This window comes from Solimonas flava DSM 18980 (assembly GCF_000426685.1).
Lineage (GTDB): Bacteria > Pseudomonadota > Gammaproteobacteria > Nevskiales > Nevskiaceae > Solimonas > Solimonas flava.
Genome location: NZ_AUFV01000003.1, coordinates 301,097 through 315,209 on the forward strand (window position 1 = coordinate 301,097; position 14,113 = coordinate 315,209).

The following is a 14,113-nucleotide window of genomic DNA, read 5'->3' on the forward strand; positions in this document are numbered from 1 at the left end:
CGCCGCGCGCCGATGCGACACTGCGCCCATGCGCGAGCGCTCCCCGATCCATCCGACTGCGTTCCGCGGCGCGCTGTCGCCGCTCAACGTCGCCGCCTACCTGACCTGGGCCGTGCTCGCGTGGAGCGCGGCGCATGCCTTCGTGCGCAGCGGCCGCGCGCTCGACGCGCAGGTCCTGCTCGGCGCCGCCGGTTCGCTGGCGGTGCTGGCGCTGTTCGTCTGGCGCGATCGCAGCGGCGCCTCCGGCGCCGCCCGCGCGGTGCGTCAGCAGCGCCTGATCGTCGCCCAGATTCCCTGCGCGCTGCTCGCCTGCTGGGGCCTGCGCGACGGCCTGCAGCCGATTCTGCTGGTGCTGGTCGCCGCGCAGCTCGCCGCCGTGCGGGGGCCGCGCGCCATCGTCGCCTGGCTGCTGCCGGCCAATCTCGCGCTCGGCGTGATTCTGGCGATGCGCTACGGCTGGCGTGTCGACGTGGCGATCTCGCTGGCGGCGATGGCCGGCTTCCAGGCTTTCGCCGCGCTGTGCGCCGGCTATGCCGCGGCCGCCGAGCGCGCGCGCGACGCCGCGCTGCAGGCGCAGGCGCAGCTGCAGGCGGCGCAGGTCCTGCTCGCCGAGGGCGCGCGCGGCGACGAGCGCCTGCGCCTGTCGCGCGAGCTGCACGACGTCGCCGGCCACAAGCTGACGGCGCTGAAGCTGCATCTGGCGCTGGCGGTGCGCCATCACGCCGGCGACGAAACGCTGCAGCTGTGCCGCCAGCTCGCCGACGAGCTGCTGCAGGAAGTGCGCGCGGTGGTCGGCACGCTGCGCCGCGACGAGGGCATCGACCTGCGCAGCGCGATCGCCGCGCTGGCGCTGCCGCTGGCCGGCGCCGGGCCGCGCATCGAGCTGCGTCTCGACGAGCAGGTCCACGTCGCCGATCTGCAGCGCGCGCAGACGCTGCTGCGCTGCGCGCAGGAAGGCCTGACCAACGCGCTGCGCCACAGCGGCGCGCGGCGCGTGCGCATCGGTCTGCGCGACGACGCCGGCGGGCTCGAACTGTGCGTCGAGGACGACGGCCGCGGCCCCGGCGACGCCGCGCCGGGCCACGGGCTGACCGGCATGCGCGAACGGCTCGCGGCGCTCGGCGGCCGGCTCGACTTCGGCCCCGCCGCGTCCGGCGGCACGCTGCTGCGCGTGCGGGTGCCGCCGCCATGAGGCGCCTGCGCGTCGCGCTCGGCGACGATCAGGCCCTGGTGCTGAGCGGCCTGGCGGCGCTGCTGCAGGAACTCGGCGGCATCGACATCGTCGTGCAGGCGCGCGACGGCGCCGAGCTGCTGCAGGCCTTGCAGCGCGAAGCGGCCGGGCACGGCGGCGTCGATGTCGTCGTCACCGATGTGCGCATGCCGCGCCACTCCGGCATCGAGGTCGTGCGTGCCTTGCGCGCGCGCGGCGACTACACGCCGGTGCTGCTGCTGACGACCTTCGACGAGCCGGCGCTGCTGCAGGGCGCGCGCGCCGCCGGCGCACAGGGTTTCATGCTCAAGGACGCCGCGCCCGAGGAACTGCAGCGGGCGATCGAACGCCTCGCCGCCGGCGACACGCTGCTCGCGCCGGTCAGCACGGCCGGCCTGCCGCTGGCGGCCAGCGACGCGGCGCCGGCGCGTCTGACCGGGCGCGAGATCGCCGTGCTGCGGCTGGTCGCCGGCGGCTACTCGAACAAGGAGATCGGCCGCGCGCTCGGCATTTCCGACGGTACCGTGCGCAATCACCTGAGCGAGATCCTCGCGCGCCTCGACGCGCGCGATCGCACGCATGCGGTGATGAAGGCACTGGCGGCGCGGCTGATCTGAGCCGCGCCGGCGCGGCGGCGCTCAGACGCCGATGCGCGCCAGGGCCTCGGCGATCAGACGATGCGTCAGCACCTCGGCGTCGACGCCGGTCGCGAGCGCGCGGCTCAGCGCCGCCGCCTGCCCGGACCACAGCGGCTGGAAGTCGCCGCTGCCGGCGGCCTCGGCTTTGGCGCGCAGCGGCGCGAGCGCGGCGCCGGCGAGCGGGAACGCCGGCGCATCGGCGCTGAGCGGGCCGAGCTCGCGCATCAGGCGGTTCATCAGGCTGCGCGCCGGCCGGCCGCTGAAGACATTGGTCAGCGCCGTGCCGTCGTCGCGCGCGCCGGCCAGCGCGGCGCGGTGCACGGCGGCGACATGAGCCTGCGGCGTGTAGAGATACGCGGTGCCGATCTGCACGGCCGCCGCGCCGAGCGCGAACGCGGCGGCGATGCCGCGCGCGTCGCCGATGCCGCCGGCGGCGATCACCGGCACCGCGACTGCATCGACGATCTGCGGCAGCAGCGCGAACAGGCCCGGCTGCGTGGCGACGTCGTCGCACAGGAACAGGCCGCGATGGCCGCCGGCCTCGGCGCCCTGCGCGATCACCGCGTCGACGCCGCGCGCCGCCAGCCAGCGCGCCTCGGCGACGGTGGTCGCCGAGGCCAGCACCGTCGCACCGGCGGCGCGCACGCGCGCCAGCAGCGTCGCCTCCGGCAAGCCGAAGTGGAAGCTGACCGCGGACGGCCGCAGCGCCTCGACCAGCGCGCAGGCCTCGGCGTCGAACGGCCGGCGGCTGGCGCCGGCCGCCGCGTCCGGATCGGCGCCGAGCTCGGCGTAATACGGCTGCAGCCGCGCTCGCCAGCGCGCGAGCGCCGCAGTGTCGTCCGGCGGCGGCGTGTGGCAGAAGAAGTTGAGATTCAGCGGCGCGTCCGGCAGCGCCGCGCGAAAGCGCGCGACTTCGTCGCCGATCTGCGCGGCCGACAGCATCGCGCATGGAATTGAGCCGAGCGCGCCGGCACGCGCGACGGCGAGCGCCAGCGCCGCGCCCTGCGCGCCGGCCATCGGCGCCTGGATCAGCGGATGCTCGATGCGCAGCAGCGTCGCGGCGCGACGCTCGGGCCAGTGTCGGTGCATGCGCGGGCTCCCGGCTCAGGCCTGCTGGCGGCGGCGGAACTCGGCGACCTTATGGCGGTTGCCGCAGACCGCCATGCTGCACCAGCGCCGCTTGTGCGACTTGGTGCGGTCGTAGAACCAGAGGATGCAGTCCGGGTGCTCGCAGCGGCGCACGAGCGCGAAGTCGCCCTCGACCAGCAGCTCGGCGGCCTGCTCGGCGAGCGGCGCGAGCCGCGCGCGCGGCGCCGTGCTGGCATAGGTCCAGACCAGGTGCGGCGCCGCGCCGCGGGCCCAGGCGAGCTGCGCGTAACTGCTCGCCTCGCGCAGGAATTCGTTGAGCACCGCCGGATCGCCGCGGCGGCCGGCCTTGCGCTGCTCGACCAGCGCGCGCACCGCCTCGCGCAGCCGGCGCGCCTCGGCGAGCAGCTCGCCGCGCGCATAGCGGGCCGTGCCGCCGCTGGCGCCGGCGCCGTAGCCGGCCTGCTCCAGCCAGCGCTCGACATCGGCGTCGCTCTGCCAGAAATCGACGGTCACGCCCTCGGGCCGCGCGACCGTGTTCAGCAGATCGAGCGCCGGATGGTCGCCGACGAAATAGGGCTGATGGCCGCTGGGCGGGGGAGGCAGGGACGACGGGACCGGCATGACGTTTCTCCGATGGCGCACTGTAACCTGCAATGTGGCTATTGACAAGTTACAAAACCCCGCTACTCTGGGCGCCGCAGTAACCGCTAAAACGCATTTAACAAGTTACAACGGAGCCCGTTCCATGCCTGCCGACAGCGTCGCCGCCGAGTCCGCCGCAGTGTCCGTCCACCATCGCCATGTCGACGCCGACGGCGTGCGCGTCTTCTATCGCGAGGCCGGCCCGGCCGACGCGCCGGTCGTGCTGCTGCTGCACGGCTTTCCCAGCTCCTCGCACATGTTCCGCGGGCTGATTCCGTTCCTGGCGCGGCACTACCGCGTGATCGCGCCGGACCTACCGGGCTTCGGCTTCACCGAAGTGCCGGCGGTGCGCGGCTACGTCTATACGTTCGAGGCGCTGGCGCGGACCGTCGACGCCTTCACCGCGGCGCTCGGGCTGCGCCGCTACGCGCTCTATGTCTTCGATTACGGCGCGCCGACCGGCTACCGCCTCGCGCTCGCCCATCCCGAGCGCGTCAGCGCGATCGTGTCGCAGAACGGCAACGCTTACCTCGACGGTCTCGGCGACGCCTGGGAGCCGATCCGGCGCTACTGGGCCGAACCGAGCGCGGCGCATCGCGAGGGCCTGCGCGAGATCCTGTCGCTGGCCGGCACGCGCTGGCAGTACGAGCACGGCGTGCCGGACGCGAGCCTGATCGCGCCGGAGGCCTATGGGCTCGACGCGCTGCTGATGCAGCGGCCGGGCAATGCCGAGATCCAGCTCGATCTGTTCCTCGACTACGCCAGCAATCTGGCGCTGTACCCGGCGTTCCAGCAGTACTTCCGCGACACGCAGGTGCCGCTGCTGGCGATCTGGGGCCGCCACGACCCGTTCTTCGTGCCGGCCGGCGCCGAGGCCTATCGCCGCGACAACCGCAACGCCGTGGTCGAGCTGCTCGACACCGGCCACTTCGCGCTCGAAACGCATGCCGCGCACATCGCCGCGCGCATCCGCGCCGTGCTCGGCGCCGCGATCGTCTGAATCCCGATTGCCGTTCCCCCCGAAGCAAAAGGAGCATTGCCATGAGCCGTCTCACCATCAGCCCCGTCGCCCAGGCCGCCGGCGACACCGCCGAGCTGTACGCCGGCCTGCAGCGCGCGATCGGCAAGGTGCCGAACCTGTACGCGACGATCGGCACGCACGCGCCGCTGGTGCTCGCGCAGGTGCTGCAGAACGGCGCCGCGCTGAAGCGCGCGTCGCTGACACCGCGCGAGCAGGAAGCGATCAATCTGGCGATCAGCGAGGCGACCGGCTGCGACTACTGCATCGCCGCGCACACGCTCGCCGCCAAACGCGCCGGCTACAGCGACGCGCAGGCGCGCGCGCTGCGCAGCGGCGCCTACGCCGACGACGCCCGCATCGACGCGCTGATCCGCTTCGCGCTGCGCCTGCTGCGCGAGCGCGGCACGCTGGCCGCCGAGCACGTCGAGGCGCTGCGCGCCGCCGGCTACACGGACCGCCAGCTGGTCGAAATCCCGCAGGCCGTCGCCGCGATCCTGTTCACGAACATGGTCAACCGCATCAACGACACGACGCTGGACTTTCCGGTGCCGGCCTGACGGTGCGCGCGTGGCCCGCCGGCGGACGGGCCACGCCCCGCGCGGCGACGCGCTGGGCTACGATGCGGCCCCCGCGCCCTGCCCGCACGCCTCCATGTCCGAAATCCTGCTGAATCCGAACGAGGCGCGCGTCGTCGCCTCGCTCGTCGAGAAGTCGCTGACGACGCCGCAGTACTACCCGATGACGGTCAACGCCATCATGCTGGCCGCCAACCAGAAGAGCTCGCGCAGTCCGGTGATGCAGCTCAGCGAGGGCGAGATCGGCAACGCGCTGAACCAGCTCGAGGAGCTCAAGCTGGTCGGCCGCGACAGCTTCAGCGGCCGCGCCCAGAAGTGGCGCCACCAGTTCCTGCACCAGATGCTGCTCAAGCCGCAGACCCAGGCGGTGCTGGTGACGCTGATGCTGCGCGGCCCGCAGACCATCGCCGAGCTGCGCGCCAACGCGTCCGGCCTCAACGGCCCGGGCGACGACGACGGCGTGCGCGCCGCGCTCGACGACCTCGCCGACCGTGCCCATCCATTGGTGATGCAGCTGCCGCGCGCGTCGGGCCAGTCGGCGGTGCGCTATGCGCATCTTCTGTGCGGCGCCGACGCGGTGCCGGCACCGGAAGCGGGCGCGGCAGCGCCCGAACGGCGCGCCGAGCCGGGCCGGATGGCCGCGCTGGAGGCCCGCATCGAAGCACTCGAAGCGCGGATTGCCGAGCTCGAACAACAGCTTGGCGTCAGCCCGCCGACCGCGGGCAGCGCCGGCTGAAGACCGCGGCCGCCGCCCGGCGGCCTGTGTCCAGATGTCAAACGCGCTGGCAGAGCGCGTGCGTATGAACGGCTGTCGTCCCCGCGCGGGACTCGCTTTGCGATCCGTTCATGGCGCTGTACCAGACCCGCATCGGTACCCGTGGCTACCGCTTCGACGATCTGAAGGCGGTGCTGGCCTGCGCGTCGCCGCGCCGCTCCGGCGACGAGCTGGCGGGCCTGGCCGCCGACAACGACGAGCAGCGCGTCGCCGCGCGCCGCGTACTCGCCGAGCTGCCGCTGCGCCACTTCCTCGACGAAGCGCTGGTGCCGTACGAGGACGACGAAGTCACGCGGCTGATCGTCGACACCCACGACACCGCCGCCTTCGCGCCGGTCGCCGATCTGACGGTCGGTGAATTCCGCGACTGGCTGCTGTCGTACGACGCGACCGGCGCGGCGCTCGGCGCGCTGGCGCCGGGCCTGACGCCGGAAATGGTCGCCGCGGTCAGCAAGCTGATGCGCAACCAGGACCTGATCGCGGTCGCCGCCAAGTGCCGCGTCGTCACCGCGTTTCGCACCACGCTCGGCCTGCCCGGCCGGCTCGGCTCGCGCCTGCAGCCGAACCATCCGACCGACGACCCGATGGGCATCGCCGCCTCGACGCTCGACGGCCTGCTGTTCGGCATCGGCGACGCGGTGATCGGCATCAACCCGGCGAGCGATTCGGTGCCGGACACCATTCGCCTGCTCGACATGCTCGACGAGCTGCGCCAGCGCTTCGAGATTCCGACGCAGTCCTGCGTGCTTGCGCACGTCACCACCAGCCTGCGCGCGATCGAGCGCGGCGCGCCGCTCGATCTCGTGTTCCAGTCGATCGCCGGCAGCGAAGCGGCCAACCGCGGCTTCGGCATCGACCTCGCCGTGCTGCGCGAAGGCCTGGCCGCGGCGCGCTCGCTGAAGCGCGGCACGGTCGGCGACAACGTCATGTATTTCGAGACCGGCCAGGGTTCGGCGCTGTCGGCCGACGCCCATCACGGTGTCGACCAGCAGACCATGGAAGTGCGCGCTTACGCGGTGGCGCGCGCCTTCGAGCCGCTGCTGGTCAACACGGTGGTCGGCTTCATCGGTCCGGAATATCTCTACGACGCCAAGCAGATCATCCGCGCCGGCCTCGAGGACCACTGCTGCGGCAAGCTGCTCGGCCTGCCGATGGGTGTCGACGTCTGCTACACCAACCACGCCGAAGCCGATCAGGACGACATGGACACGCTGATGACGCTGCTGGCGACGGCCGGCGTCAACTTCGTGATCGCCGTCCCCGGCGCCGACGACGTGATGCTCAGCTACCAGAGCCTGTCGTATCACGATGTCCTGGGCCTTCGGCATCTCACCGCGCGCCGGCCGGCGCCGGAGTTCGAAGCCTGGCTGGCCCGCATCGGCCTGCTCGACGCGAACGGCGCGCTGCCGCCGCCGGCGCGCGACGCGCGCGCGCTGCGCCAGCTGCTGGCGCTGAACGGCTGACAGGCGCGATGAACGAACTGCCGCCCGACCCGTCGCCCGACGATCCGCGCCAGGACCCGTTCGCGCGCTGGCGCACGGCGACGCGCGCGCGCATCGGCCTCGGCCGCGCCGGCGACGCCTTGCCGACCGCGGCGCTGCTCGATTTCCAGGCGGCGCACAGCCGCGCCCGCGACGCCGTGCACGGCCGCGTCGATTTCGACGCCATCGCCGCGCAGCTCGCCGGCACGTTCGCGGCGCCGCCGCTGCGCGTGCGCTCGCGCGCCGCCGACCGCGCCGTCTACCTGCGCCGTCCGGATCTCGGCCGCCGCGTGCACGCCGACGATCTTCCGCAGCTGCAGGCTGCGGCCGCCGGCGGCGCGGGTTTCGAGCTGGCGTTCGTGGTCGCCGACGGCCTGTCGGCGGCCGCCGTCAACGCGCACGCCGCGCCGCTGCTCGCGCAGCTCGCGCCGCGGCTCGCCGGCTGGCGGCTGGCGCCGGTGGTGCTCGCCAGCCAGGCACGCGTCGCGCTCGGCGACGAGGTCGCCGAGGCGCTCGGCGCGCGCCTGGTCGCGGTGCTGATCGGCGAGCGTCCGGGCCTGTCGGTCGCCGACAGCCTCGGCATTTACCTGACCTACGCGCCGCGCGTCGGCTGCCTCGACGCCGCGCGCAACTGCATCTCGAACATCCATGCCGACGGGCTCGGCTACGCGCGCGCCGCCGACACGCTGTGCTGGCTGCTCGACGAGGCACGGCGCCTGCGCCTGACCGGCGTCGCGCTCAAGCTCGACGCGCCGCCGGCATCACTGGGCAACAGCGGTACATCCATCACCTCTGGGGACATTGGGAGCAGCAGTCATGAGTGAAGAAACCAAGCCGGCGCTCAAGAAGAGCCTGAGCGGCTGGCATCTGTGGGGCATCGCCGTCGGCCTCGTCATTTCCGGCGAATACTTCGGCTGGAGCTACGGCTGGGCCTCGGCCGGCACGCTCGGCTTCCTGGTCACGACGGCGCTGGTCGCCGTGATGTACGCGACCTTCATCTTCAGCTTCACCGAGCTGACCACGGCGATCCCGCACGCCGGCGGACCGTTCGCGTACAGCTACCGCGCGTTCGGGCCGTTCGGCGGCTTCATCGCCGGCTTCGCGACGCTGATCGAGTTCGTGTTCGCGCCGCCGGCGATCGCGCTGTCGATCGGCGCCTATCTCAACGTGCAGTTTCCGGCGCTCGATCCGAAGCTGGCCGCGGTCGGCGCGTACCTGATCTTCATGACGCTCAACATCGCCGGCGTCACCATCGCCGCGACCTTCGAGCTGTGCGTGACGCTGCTGGCGATCTTCGAGCTGCTGGTGTTCATGGGCGTGGTCTCGCCCGGCTTCTCGTGGAGCAATTTCACCGCCAACGGCTGGGCCGGTGCGTCGACGTTCTCGGGCGCGGCGATCGGCGGCATCTTCGCGGCGATCCCGTTCGCGATCTGGTTCTTCCTCGCGATCGAGGGCGCGGCGATGGCCGCCGAGGAAACCAAGGAGCCGAAGAAGGTCATCCCGAAGGCCTACGTCGGCGGCATCCTGACGCTGGTGGTGCTGGCGTTCGGCGTGATGTTCTTCGCCGGGGGCGTCGGCGACTGGTCGAAGCTGTCGAACATCAACGATCCGCTGCCGCAGGCGATGAAGATCGTCGTCGGCGAATCGAGCGGCTGGCTGCACATGCTGGTGTGGATCGGCCTGTTCGGCCTGATCGCCTCGTTCCACGGCATCATCATGGGCTACTCGCGGCAGATCTTCGCGATGGCGCGCGCCGGCTACCTGCCGGGCTTCTTCGCCACCGTGCACCCGAAGCGCAAGACGCCGCACTGGGCGATCCTCGCCGGCGGCGTGATCGGCATCCTGGCGATCTTCTCGGATACGTTCATCCAGATCGGCGGCCAGCCGCTGACGGCGAACATCGTCACCATGTCGGTGTTCGGCGCGATCCTGCTCTACATCGTCTCGATGCTGAGCCTGTTCAAGCTGCGCCGCTCCGAGGCGACGCTGGAGCGGCCGTTCAGGGCGCCGTTCTATCCGGTCTTTCCGGCGATCGCGCTGGGCCTCGCCGTCGTGTTCCTGGCGACGATGATCTACTTCAACCAGGTCGTCTTCCTGCTGTTCCTCGGCCTGTTCGCGATCAGCCTCGTGTTCTACTTCCTCAGCAAGAACGCGCGCGCCGAAGCGCTGCAGGCCGACGCCATGCTGAGTGCCGCGCCGGGGCCGGCGCAGGGCTGAATCGGGCGCTCCCCGGCCGCTGGGTGAAACTCACCCGCGGCCGCCGCTGCCGGCTTGCACGCTTCTTGCTGAATGCAAGACGGTTGCTCGGGGAGTGCTGTAGCGGTATCGGGGCCGCGACGGGGGTCGCGGCCCCATTTTGCGAGGTGGGCCGATGCCGATCGCCCGGACTGTGGACGCCGCGCCGCCGCGGCACGTGCTGGCTGCCGCCGCGAGCGGCGTGACGCGTTTCATCGCCGCCGAGGGCGGCGATGCCGAGCGCGTGCTCGAACGCGCCGGCGTGCCCGCCGAGCGCATCGCCGATCCGCTGCTGCCGCTCGATCTCGGCGCCTACTGCGCGATGATGGAGCTGGCCGCCGCCGATACCGGCGACGCCAATTTCGGTCTGCGCTTCGGCCAGCAGTTCGAGCCCGAGCAGCTCGGCCTGATCGGCCATATCGCGCTCGCCGCGCCGACGCTCGGCGCCGCGCTCGACGCCTTCGCCGGGTTGTTCCCGTTCCACCAGCAGGTCACCGAAACGTGCTTTGCGCGCAACGGCGACACGCTGCGCCTCGAATACCGCATTCTCGACGGCCGCATCGTCGAGCGCCGCCAGGATGCCGAGCTGACGATGGGCATGTTCGCCAACGTGCTGCGCCGCTGTCTGGGCCGCGACTGGGCGCCGGACGAGGTGCAGTTCGAGCATCCGCAGCCGGGCGACACCCGCGAACACCGCCAGGCCTTCGCCGCGCCGGCGCGCTTCGGTCAGCGCAGCAACGCGCTGCTGTTCCGCTGCCGCGATCTCGAGCGACCGATGCCGGGCCGTGATCCGGCCGCCTTCGTCGCGCTGCGCGAGGAACTGCGCCGCGTCGCCGGCAGCACCGGCGCGCTGGGCTTCATCGACCGCGTGCGCGGCGAAGTGCGCTCGCGGCTGTCCAGCGGCTATCCGCATGTCGACCAGATCGCCGCGGCCCTTGGCCTCGCGCGCTGGACCCTGCAGCGCCGCCTCGCCGAGCACGGCTGCAGCTATGCCGGGCTGGTCGAGGACGTGCGCCGCGAGCTGGCGACGCGCTATCTCGCCGAACGCCATCTGCCGGTCGGCGACATCGCCGGCCTGCTCGGCTATTCCGAACTCAGCGCCTTCACGCGCGCCTTCCTGCGCTGGTTCGGTGTGGCGCCGACGCAGGCGCGCCGCCGGCAGGACGCACCGCTGTAGGCCAGCGCTTCGAATCGCCGGCGAGCGCTCCGGAACCGGCCGATCCTGCTGCGTGGCCGGACCGCTTCGATGAACGCCCTGTCCCGACGAGCGTCGGGAAGACGGAGTCGGTTCGCGCCATGCGCCGCGCCGGCGTTTCCGTCGCCGCTTCGCCCTCGCACTCCGCAGGCGCGCCGCACGGCCGCGATCGTCATTCCGGACGCAGCCCTTGGGCGCGCCCGCGTGCGCATGCCAGAATCCGCGCCGCCGAGTCGCGGCGATGATTCCGGAGCCTTCAGGCCATGCACGCCTTCCTGACCCTGCTGCGCCGTCGGTGGGTGGCTTTGAGCGTGACGGCCGGCGTGCTGCTGCTGTACACGCTGCTCGGCTTCCTGCTGGTGCCGCACGTCGCGCGCTCGGCGCTCGGCGACTACGTCGAGCAGCATCTCGGCCGCCACCTCGCGATCGGCGCGCTGCGCTTCAATCCCTACACCTTCGTGGTTGGCGTCGACGAGCTGAAACTCACCGAGGCGGACGGCACGCCGCTGCTCGGCTTCTCCTCGCTGCGCGTCGATTTCGAGCCGTGGACCTCGCTGTTCACCCGCTCGATCGCCTTCAAGGAACTGACGCTGGCCGGCCCCGACGTCAACGTCATCCTCGGCGCCGACGGCACGCTCAATCTCGCCAGGCTCGCGCCGCCGGCGGAGGAAGCGAAGCCGGCCGCAAGCGAAGCGGCGACGATCCCGCGCATCCGCATCGGCGCACTGACGGTCAGCGACGGCCGTGTCGTCTTCGAGGACCGCAGCCGGCCGCAGCCGTTCCGCACCGAACTCAAGCCGATCCGCTTCGCGCTCACCGATTTCCGCACGATCGCGGACTACCAGAACGTCTACCGCTTCGACGCGGCGAGCGCCGCCGGCGAGCGCTTCGACTGGTCCGGCCGGTTCACCGTGCAGCCGCTCGCCTCGCAGGGCGATTTCGGTGTGCACGGCCTGCTCGCCACGACCATCGCCGACTATCTGCAGGATCAGCTGCCGGTGCAGCTGCGCTCCGGCAGTGTCGATCTGAACGGGCACTACACGTTCGCGCTGCAGCCGGCGCTCGACGTCGGCGTGACGCTGCCGGCGATCACGCTGCGTGACGTCGCCGTCGCCGCGCACGATGCCGGCGACGGCGCGCCGCCGGTCGCCGTCCGGCAGCTCGGCATCGATACGCTGGCCTTCTCGCTCGCGCGTCGCGAGCTGACGATCAAGGCCGTCAACATCGACGGTGCGAAGCTCGACGTGCGTCGCGAGCGCGACGGCAGCCTCAATCTGATGAAGCTCGCCGGCGGCGGCAAACTACCCGCCGCTTCGTCCGCGCCTGCCCCGGCCCCGGGCGCGGCGCCGGCACCTGAGCCCGCCGCCCCCGCCGCCAACGGGGCGACAGCCGCGCCGACCGGCGCGCCGGCGCCGGCGCCGGCGATGCGCATCGCCGTCGCGCGCGTGCAGCTCAACGACGCCGCCGTCGGCTTCGAGGACCGCACGACGCGCCCGGCGGCGCACTTCACGCTGGCGCCGATCACGGCGAGCGTCGACGGCTACCGCAGCGATACGGACGCCACGCTCGATGTCGACGCGAAACTGGGCATCGACGGCCGCTCGCAACTGTCGGTGCACGGTAGGACGCGGCTGCAGCCGCTGAGCGCGCAGCTCGCGCTGCAGCTCGACGGCTTCTCGCTCGCGTCCGTGCAGCCCTACGTCGCGCAGGCGACCAACGCGACCGTGCGCAGTGGCGTGCTGGCCGTCAAAGGCGATCTCGACCTCGCGCAGGCGGCGGACGGCACGATGCCGCTGCGCTTTCGCGGCGGCGTGAAGGTCGACGACTTCCGCGCCAGCGGCAGCGGCAGCGGCGAAGGCAGCAAGGCGCACGACGATTTCGCACGCTGGCAGCAGCTGGCGATCGACGGCCTCGATTTCTCGCTGGCGCCCGACAGGCTCGGCATCGAGCGCGTCACGCTGACGCGGCCCTACGGTCGCGTCGTCATCAATCCCGACCAGACACTCAACGTCGCGCAGATCCTCAAGCCGGCGTCGCCGGCCGCCGCGAACGCCGCACCGCCGCCGAAGACGGCGCAGACGGCGAAGAACGGCGCCGCCGGCGCTTCGATGCCGATCCGCATCAAGGAAATCCGCATCAACGACGGCTCGGCCTTCTTTGCCGACCGCTCGATCGAGCCCTCGTTCGCCGCCGGCATCGTGCGGCTGCGCGGCAGCGTGAAGAACCTGTCGAGCGATCCGCAGGCGCGCGCGACGATCACGCTCGACGGCCAGGTCGACCGTTATTCGCCGGTCGAGATCCGCGGCACCTCGAGCTTGCTCGCCGCGACCGAGTACACGGACGTGACGCTCGCCTTCCGCAACATGGAACTCACCACGTTCAATCCGTACTCCGGCAAGTTCGCCGGCTACAACATCGCCAAGGGCAAGTTGACGACGGAGCTGTCGTACAAGATCCACCAGCGCGAACTCGAAGCCGAGCACCACGTGATCGTCGACCAGCTCGAATTCGGCGAGGCGACCAACTCCAAGGACGCCGCGCCGCTGCCGATCAAGCTGGCCGTGGCGCTGCTCAAGGATCGCAACGGCATCATCGATCTCGAACTGCCGGTGCGCGGCAACCTCGACGATCCGGACTTCAAGTACGGCAAGATCGTCTGGAAAGTGCTCGGCAACATCGTGACGAAGATCGTCACGGCGCCGTTCGCCGCGCTCGGCGCGCTGTTCGGCGGCGGCGAGGAGCTGTCGTACGTCGACTTCCCGGCCGGCGCAGCGACGCTGACGCCGCGCGCCGCCGGCAAGCTGGAGACGCTGGCCAGGGCGCTGATCGAGCGGCCGCAGCTCAAGCTCGACGTGCCGGCGGTCGCCGGCGAGCGCGACCGCGACGCGCTGGCGCGCAGCGCGCTCGCCGCGCGGCTGCCGGCCGATCTCGCTGACGACAAGGCGCGCCTGCGTGCCTTCGAGAAACTGCACAAGGAGCTGCTGAAGCAGTCGGTGAAATATCCGGACGGCACCGAGGAGACCGCGGCGCGCATCGCCTATGTCGAGCCGCTGCTGCTCGCCGCGCTGGCGCCGCCGGATGAGGCCCTGCAGAATCTCGCGCGACAACGTGCGGCGGCGGTGCAGGCGGCCTTGCTGGCGCATCCGGAGCTGAACGCCGAACGCATCTTTGTCACCACCGGCGAGCCGCCGGCCGCCGGCGACGACGGCCTGGTGCGATTGACGATGAAGCTGCGCTGAGGCTCGCCCGGCA

Annotated in this window: 12 protein-coding genes; 10 read left to right on the top strand and 2 right to left on the bottom strand. The window is 72.0% G+C overall.

Annotated elements, in window-relative coordinates; genetic code table 11:
- Positions 1 to 28: 28 nt before the first annotated feature.
- Together K343_RS21225 and K343_RS0106445 are read left to right on the top strand one after the other, a co-directional pair.
- The gene (locus K343_RS21225; RefSeq protein ID WP_051278005.1) at positions 29 to 1,192 is read left to right on the top strand and encodes a sensor histidine kinase; all 1,164 of its coding nucleotides are present in this window, start codon (positions 29 to 31) and stop codon (positions 1,190 to 1,192) included.
- A complete protein-coding gene (locus tag K343_RS0106445) occupies positions 1,189 to 1,827 on the top strand; it encodes a response regulator (protein WP_028007346.1) in 639 nt (212 codons plus the stop codon). Before K343_RS21225 ends, K343_RS0106445 begins: the two co-directional genes overlap by 4 nt.
- Before the next feature lie 21 nt (positions 1,828 to 1,848).
- Here K343_RS0106445 and K343_RS0106450 read toward each other — a convergent pair whose 3' ends face one another.
- The gene (locus K343_RS0106450; protein WP_028007347.1) at positions 1,849 to 2,937 is read right to left on the bottom strand and encodes an NAD(P)H-dependent flavin oxidoreductase; all 1,089 of its coding nucleotides are present in this window, start codon (positions 2,935 to 2,937) and stop codon (positions 1,849 to 1,851) included.
- Between the two features lie 15 nt (positions 2,938 to 2,952).
- The gene (locus K343_RS0106455) at positions 2,953 to 3,558 is read right to left on the bottom strand and encodes a CGNR zinc finger domain-containing protein (RefSeq protein ID WP_051278006.1); all 606 of its coding nucleotides are present in this window, start codon (positions 3,556 to 3,558) and stop codon (positions 2,953 to 2,955) included.
- A 124-nt stretch (positions 3,559 to 3,682) separates the two neighbouring features.
- Between K343_RS0106455 and K343_RS0106460 the strand changes: the two genes are divergently transcribed.
- From K343_RS0106460 to K343_RS0106495, 8 genes are all read left to right on the top strand, one after another.
- The gene (locus K343_RS0106460) at positions 3,683 to 4,579 is read left to right on the top strand and encodes an alpha/beta fold hydrolase (RefSeq protein WP_043112210.1); all 897 of its coding nucleotides are present in this window, start codon (positions 3,683 to 3,685) and stop codon (positions 4,577 to 4,579) included.
- 41 nt (positions 4,580 to 4,620) lie between these two features.
- The gene (locus K343_RS0106465; RefSeq protein WP_028007350.1) at positions 4,621 to 5,157 is read left to right on the top strand and encodes a carboxymuconolactone decarboxylase family protein; all 537 of its coding nucleotides are present in this window, start codon (positions 4,621 to 4,623) and stop codon (positions 5,155 to 5,157) included.
- A gap of 94 nt (positions 5,158 to 5,251) precedes the next feature.
- Positions 5,252 to 5,911 carry a YceH family protein gene (locus K343_RS21230; RefSeq protein WP_043112211.1) on the top strand — a complete coding sequence of 220 codons (660 nt, stop codon included), beginning with the start codon at positions 5,252 to 5,254 and terminating at the stop codon, positions 5,909 to 5,911.
- A 110-nt stretch (positions 5,912 to 6,021) separates the two neighbouring features.
- The gene (locus tag K343_RS0106475; protein ID WP_028007351.1) at positions 6,022 to 7,413 is read left to right on the top strand and encodes an ethanolamine ammonia-lyase subunit EutB; all 1,392 of its coding nucleotides are present in this window, start codon (positions 6,022 to 6,024) and stop codon (positions 7,411 to 7,413) included.
- Between the two features lie 8 nt (positions 7,414 to 7,421).
- Positions 7,422 to 8,255 carry an ethanolamine ammonia-lyase subunit EutC gene (gene eutC, locus K343_RS0106480; RefSeq protein ID WP_028007352.1) on the top strand — a complete coding sequence of 278 codons (834 nt, stop codon included), beginning with the start codon at positions 7,422 to 7,424 and terminating at the stop codon, positions 8,253 to 8,255.
- Entirely contained in the window at positions 8,248 to 9,648 is a 1,401-nt protein-coding gene (eat, locus tag K343_RS0106485) for an ethanolamine permease (protein WP_028007353.1), read from the top strand. The genes eutC and eat overlap by 8 nt, the downstream gene beginning before the upstream one ends.
- Positions 9,649 to 9,802: 154 nt before the next feature.
- Entirely contained in the window at positions 9,803 to 10,843 is a 1,041-nt protein-coding gene (gene qhpR, locus K343_RS0106490) for an AraC-like transcriptional regulator QhpR (protein ID WP_051278007.1), read from the top strand.
- A 281-nt stretch (positions 10,844 to 11,124) separates the two neighbouring features.
- Complete coding sequence (locus tag K343_RS0106495) at positions 11,125 to 14,100, top strand: DUF748 domain-containing protein (protein ID WP_028007355.1); 2,976 nt, start codon at positions 11,125 to 11,127, stop codon at positions 14,098 to 14,100.
- Positions 14,101 to 14,113: the final 13 nt, after the last annotated feature.

Coding starts and splice junctions, on each gene's coding strand:
- K343_RS21225 (WP_051278005.1), top strand. CDS start 29: ATGCGCGAGCGCTCCCCGATCCATCCGACTGCGTTCCGCGGCGCGCTG.
- K343_RS0106445 (WP_028007346.1), top strand. CDS start 1,189: ATGAGGCGCCTGCGCGTCGCGCTCGGCGACGATCAGGCCCTGGTGCTG.
- K343_RS0106450 (WP_028007347.1), bottom strand. CDS start 2,937: ATGCACCGACACTGGCCCGAGCGTCGCGCCGCGACGCTGCTGCGCATC.
- K343_RS0106455 (WP_051278006.1), bottom strand. CDS start 3,558: ATGCCGGTCCCGTCGTCCCTGCCTCCCCCGCCCAGCGGCCATCAGCCC.
- K343_RS0106460 (WP_043112210.1), top strand. CDS start 3,683: ATGCCTGCCGACAGCGTCGCCGCCGAGTCCGCCGCAGTGTCCGTCCAC.
- K343_RS0106465 (WP_028007350.1), top strand. CDS start 4,621: ATGAGCCGTCTCACCATCAGCCCCGTCGCCCAGGCCGCCGGCGACACC.
- K343_RS21230 (WP_043112211.1), top strand. CDS start 5,252: ATGTCCGAAATCCTGCTGAATCCGAACGAGGCGCGCGTCGTCGCCTCG.
- K343_RS0106475 (WP_028007351.1), top strand. CDS start 6,022: ATGGCGCTGTACCAGACCCGCATCGGTACCCGTGGCTACCGCTTCGAC.
- eutC (WP_028007352.1), top strand. CDS start 7,422: ATGAACGAACTGCCGCCCGACCCGTCGCCCGACGATCCGCGCCAGGAC.
- eat (WP_028007353.1), top strand. CDS start 8,248: ATGAGTGAAGAAACCAAGCCGGCGCTCAAGAAGAGCCTGAGCGGCTGG.
- qhpR (WP_051278007.1), top strand. CDS start 9,803: ATGCCGATCGCCCGGACTGTGGACGCCGCGCCGCCGCGGCACGTGCTG.
- K343_RS0106495 (WP_028007355.1), top strand. CDS start 11,125: ATGCACGCCTTCCTGACCCTGCTGCGCCGTCGGTGGGTGGCTTTGAGC.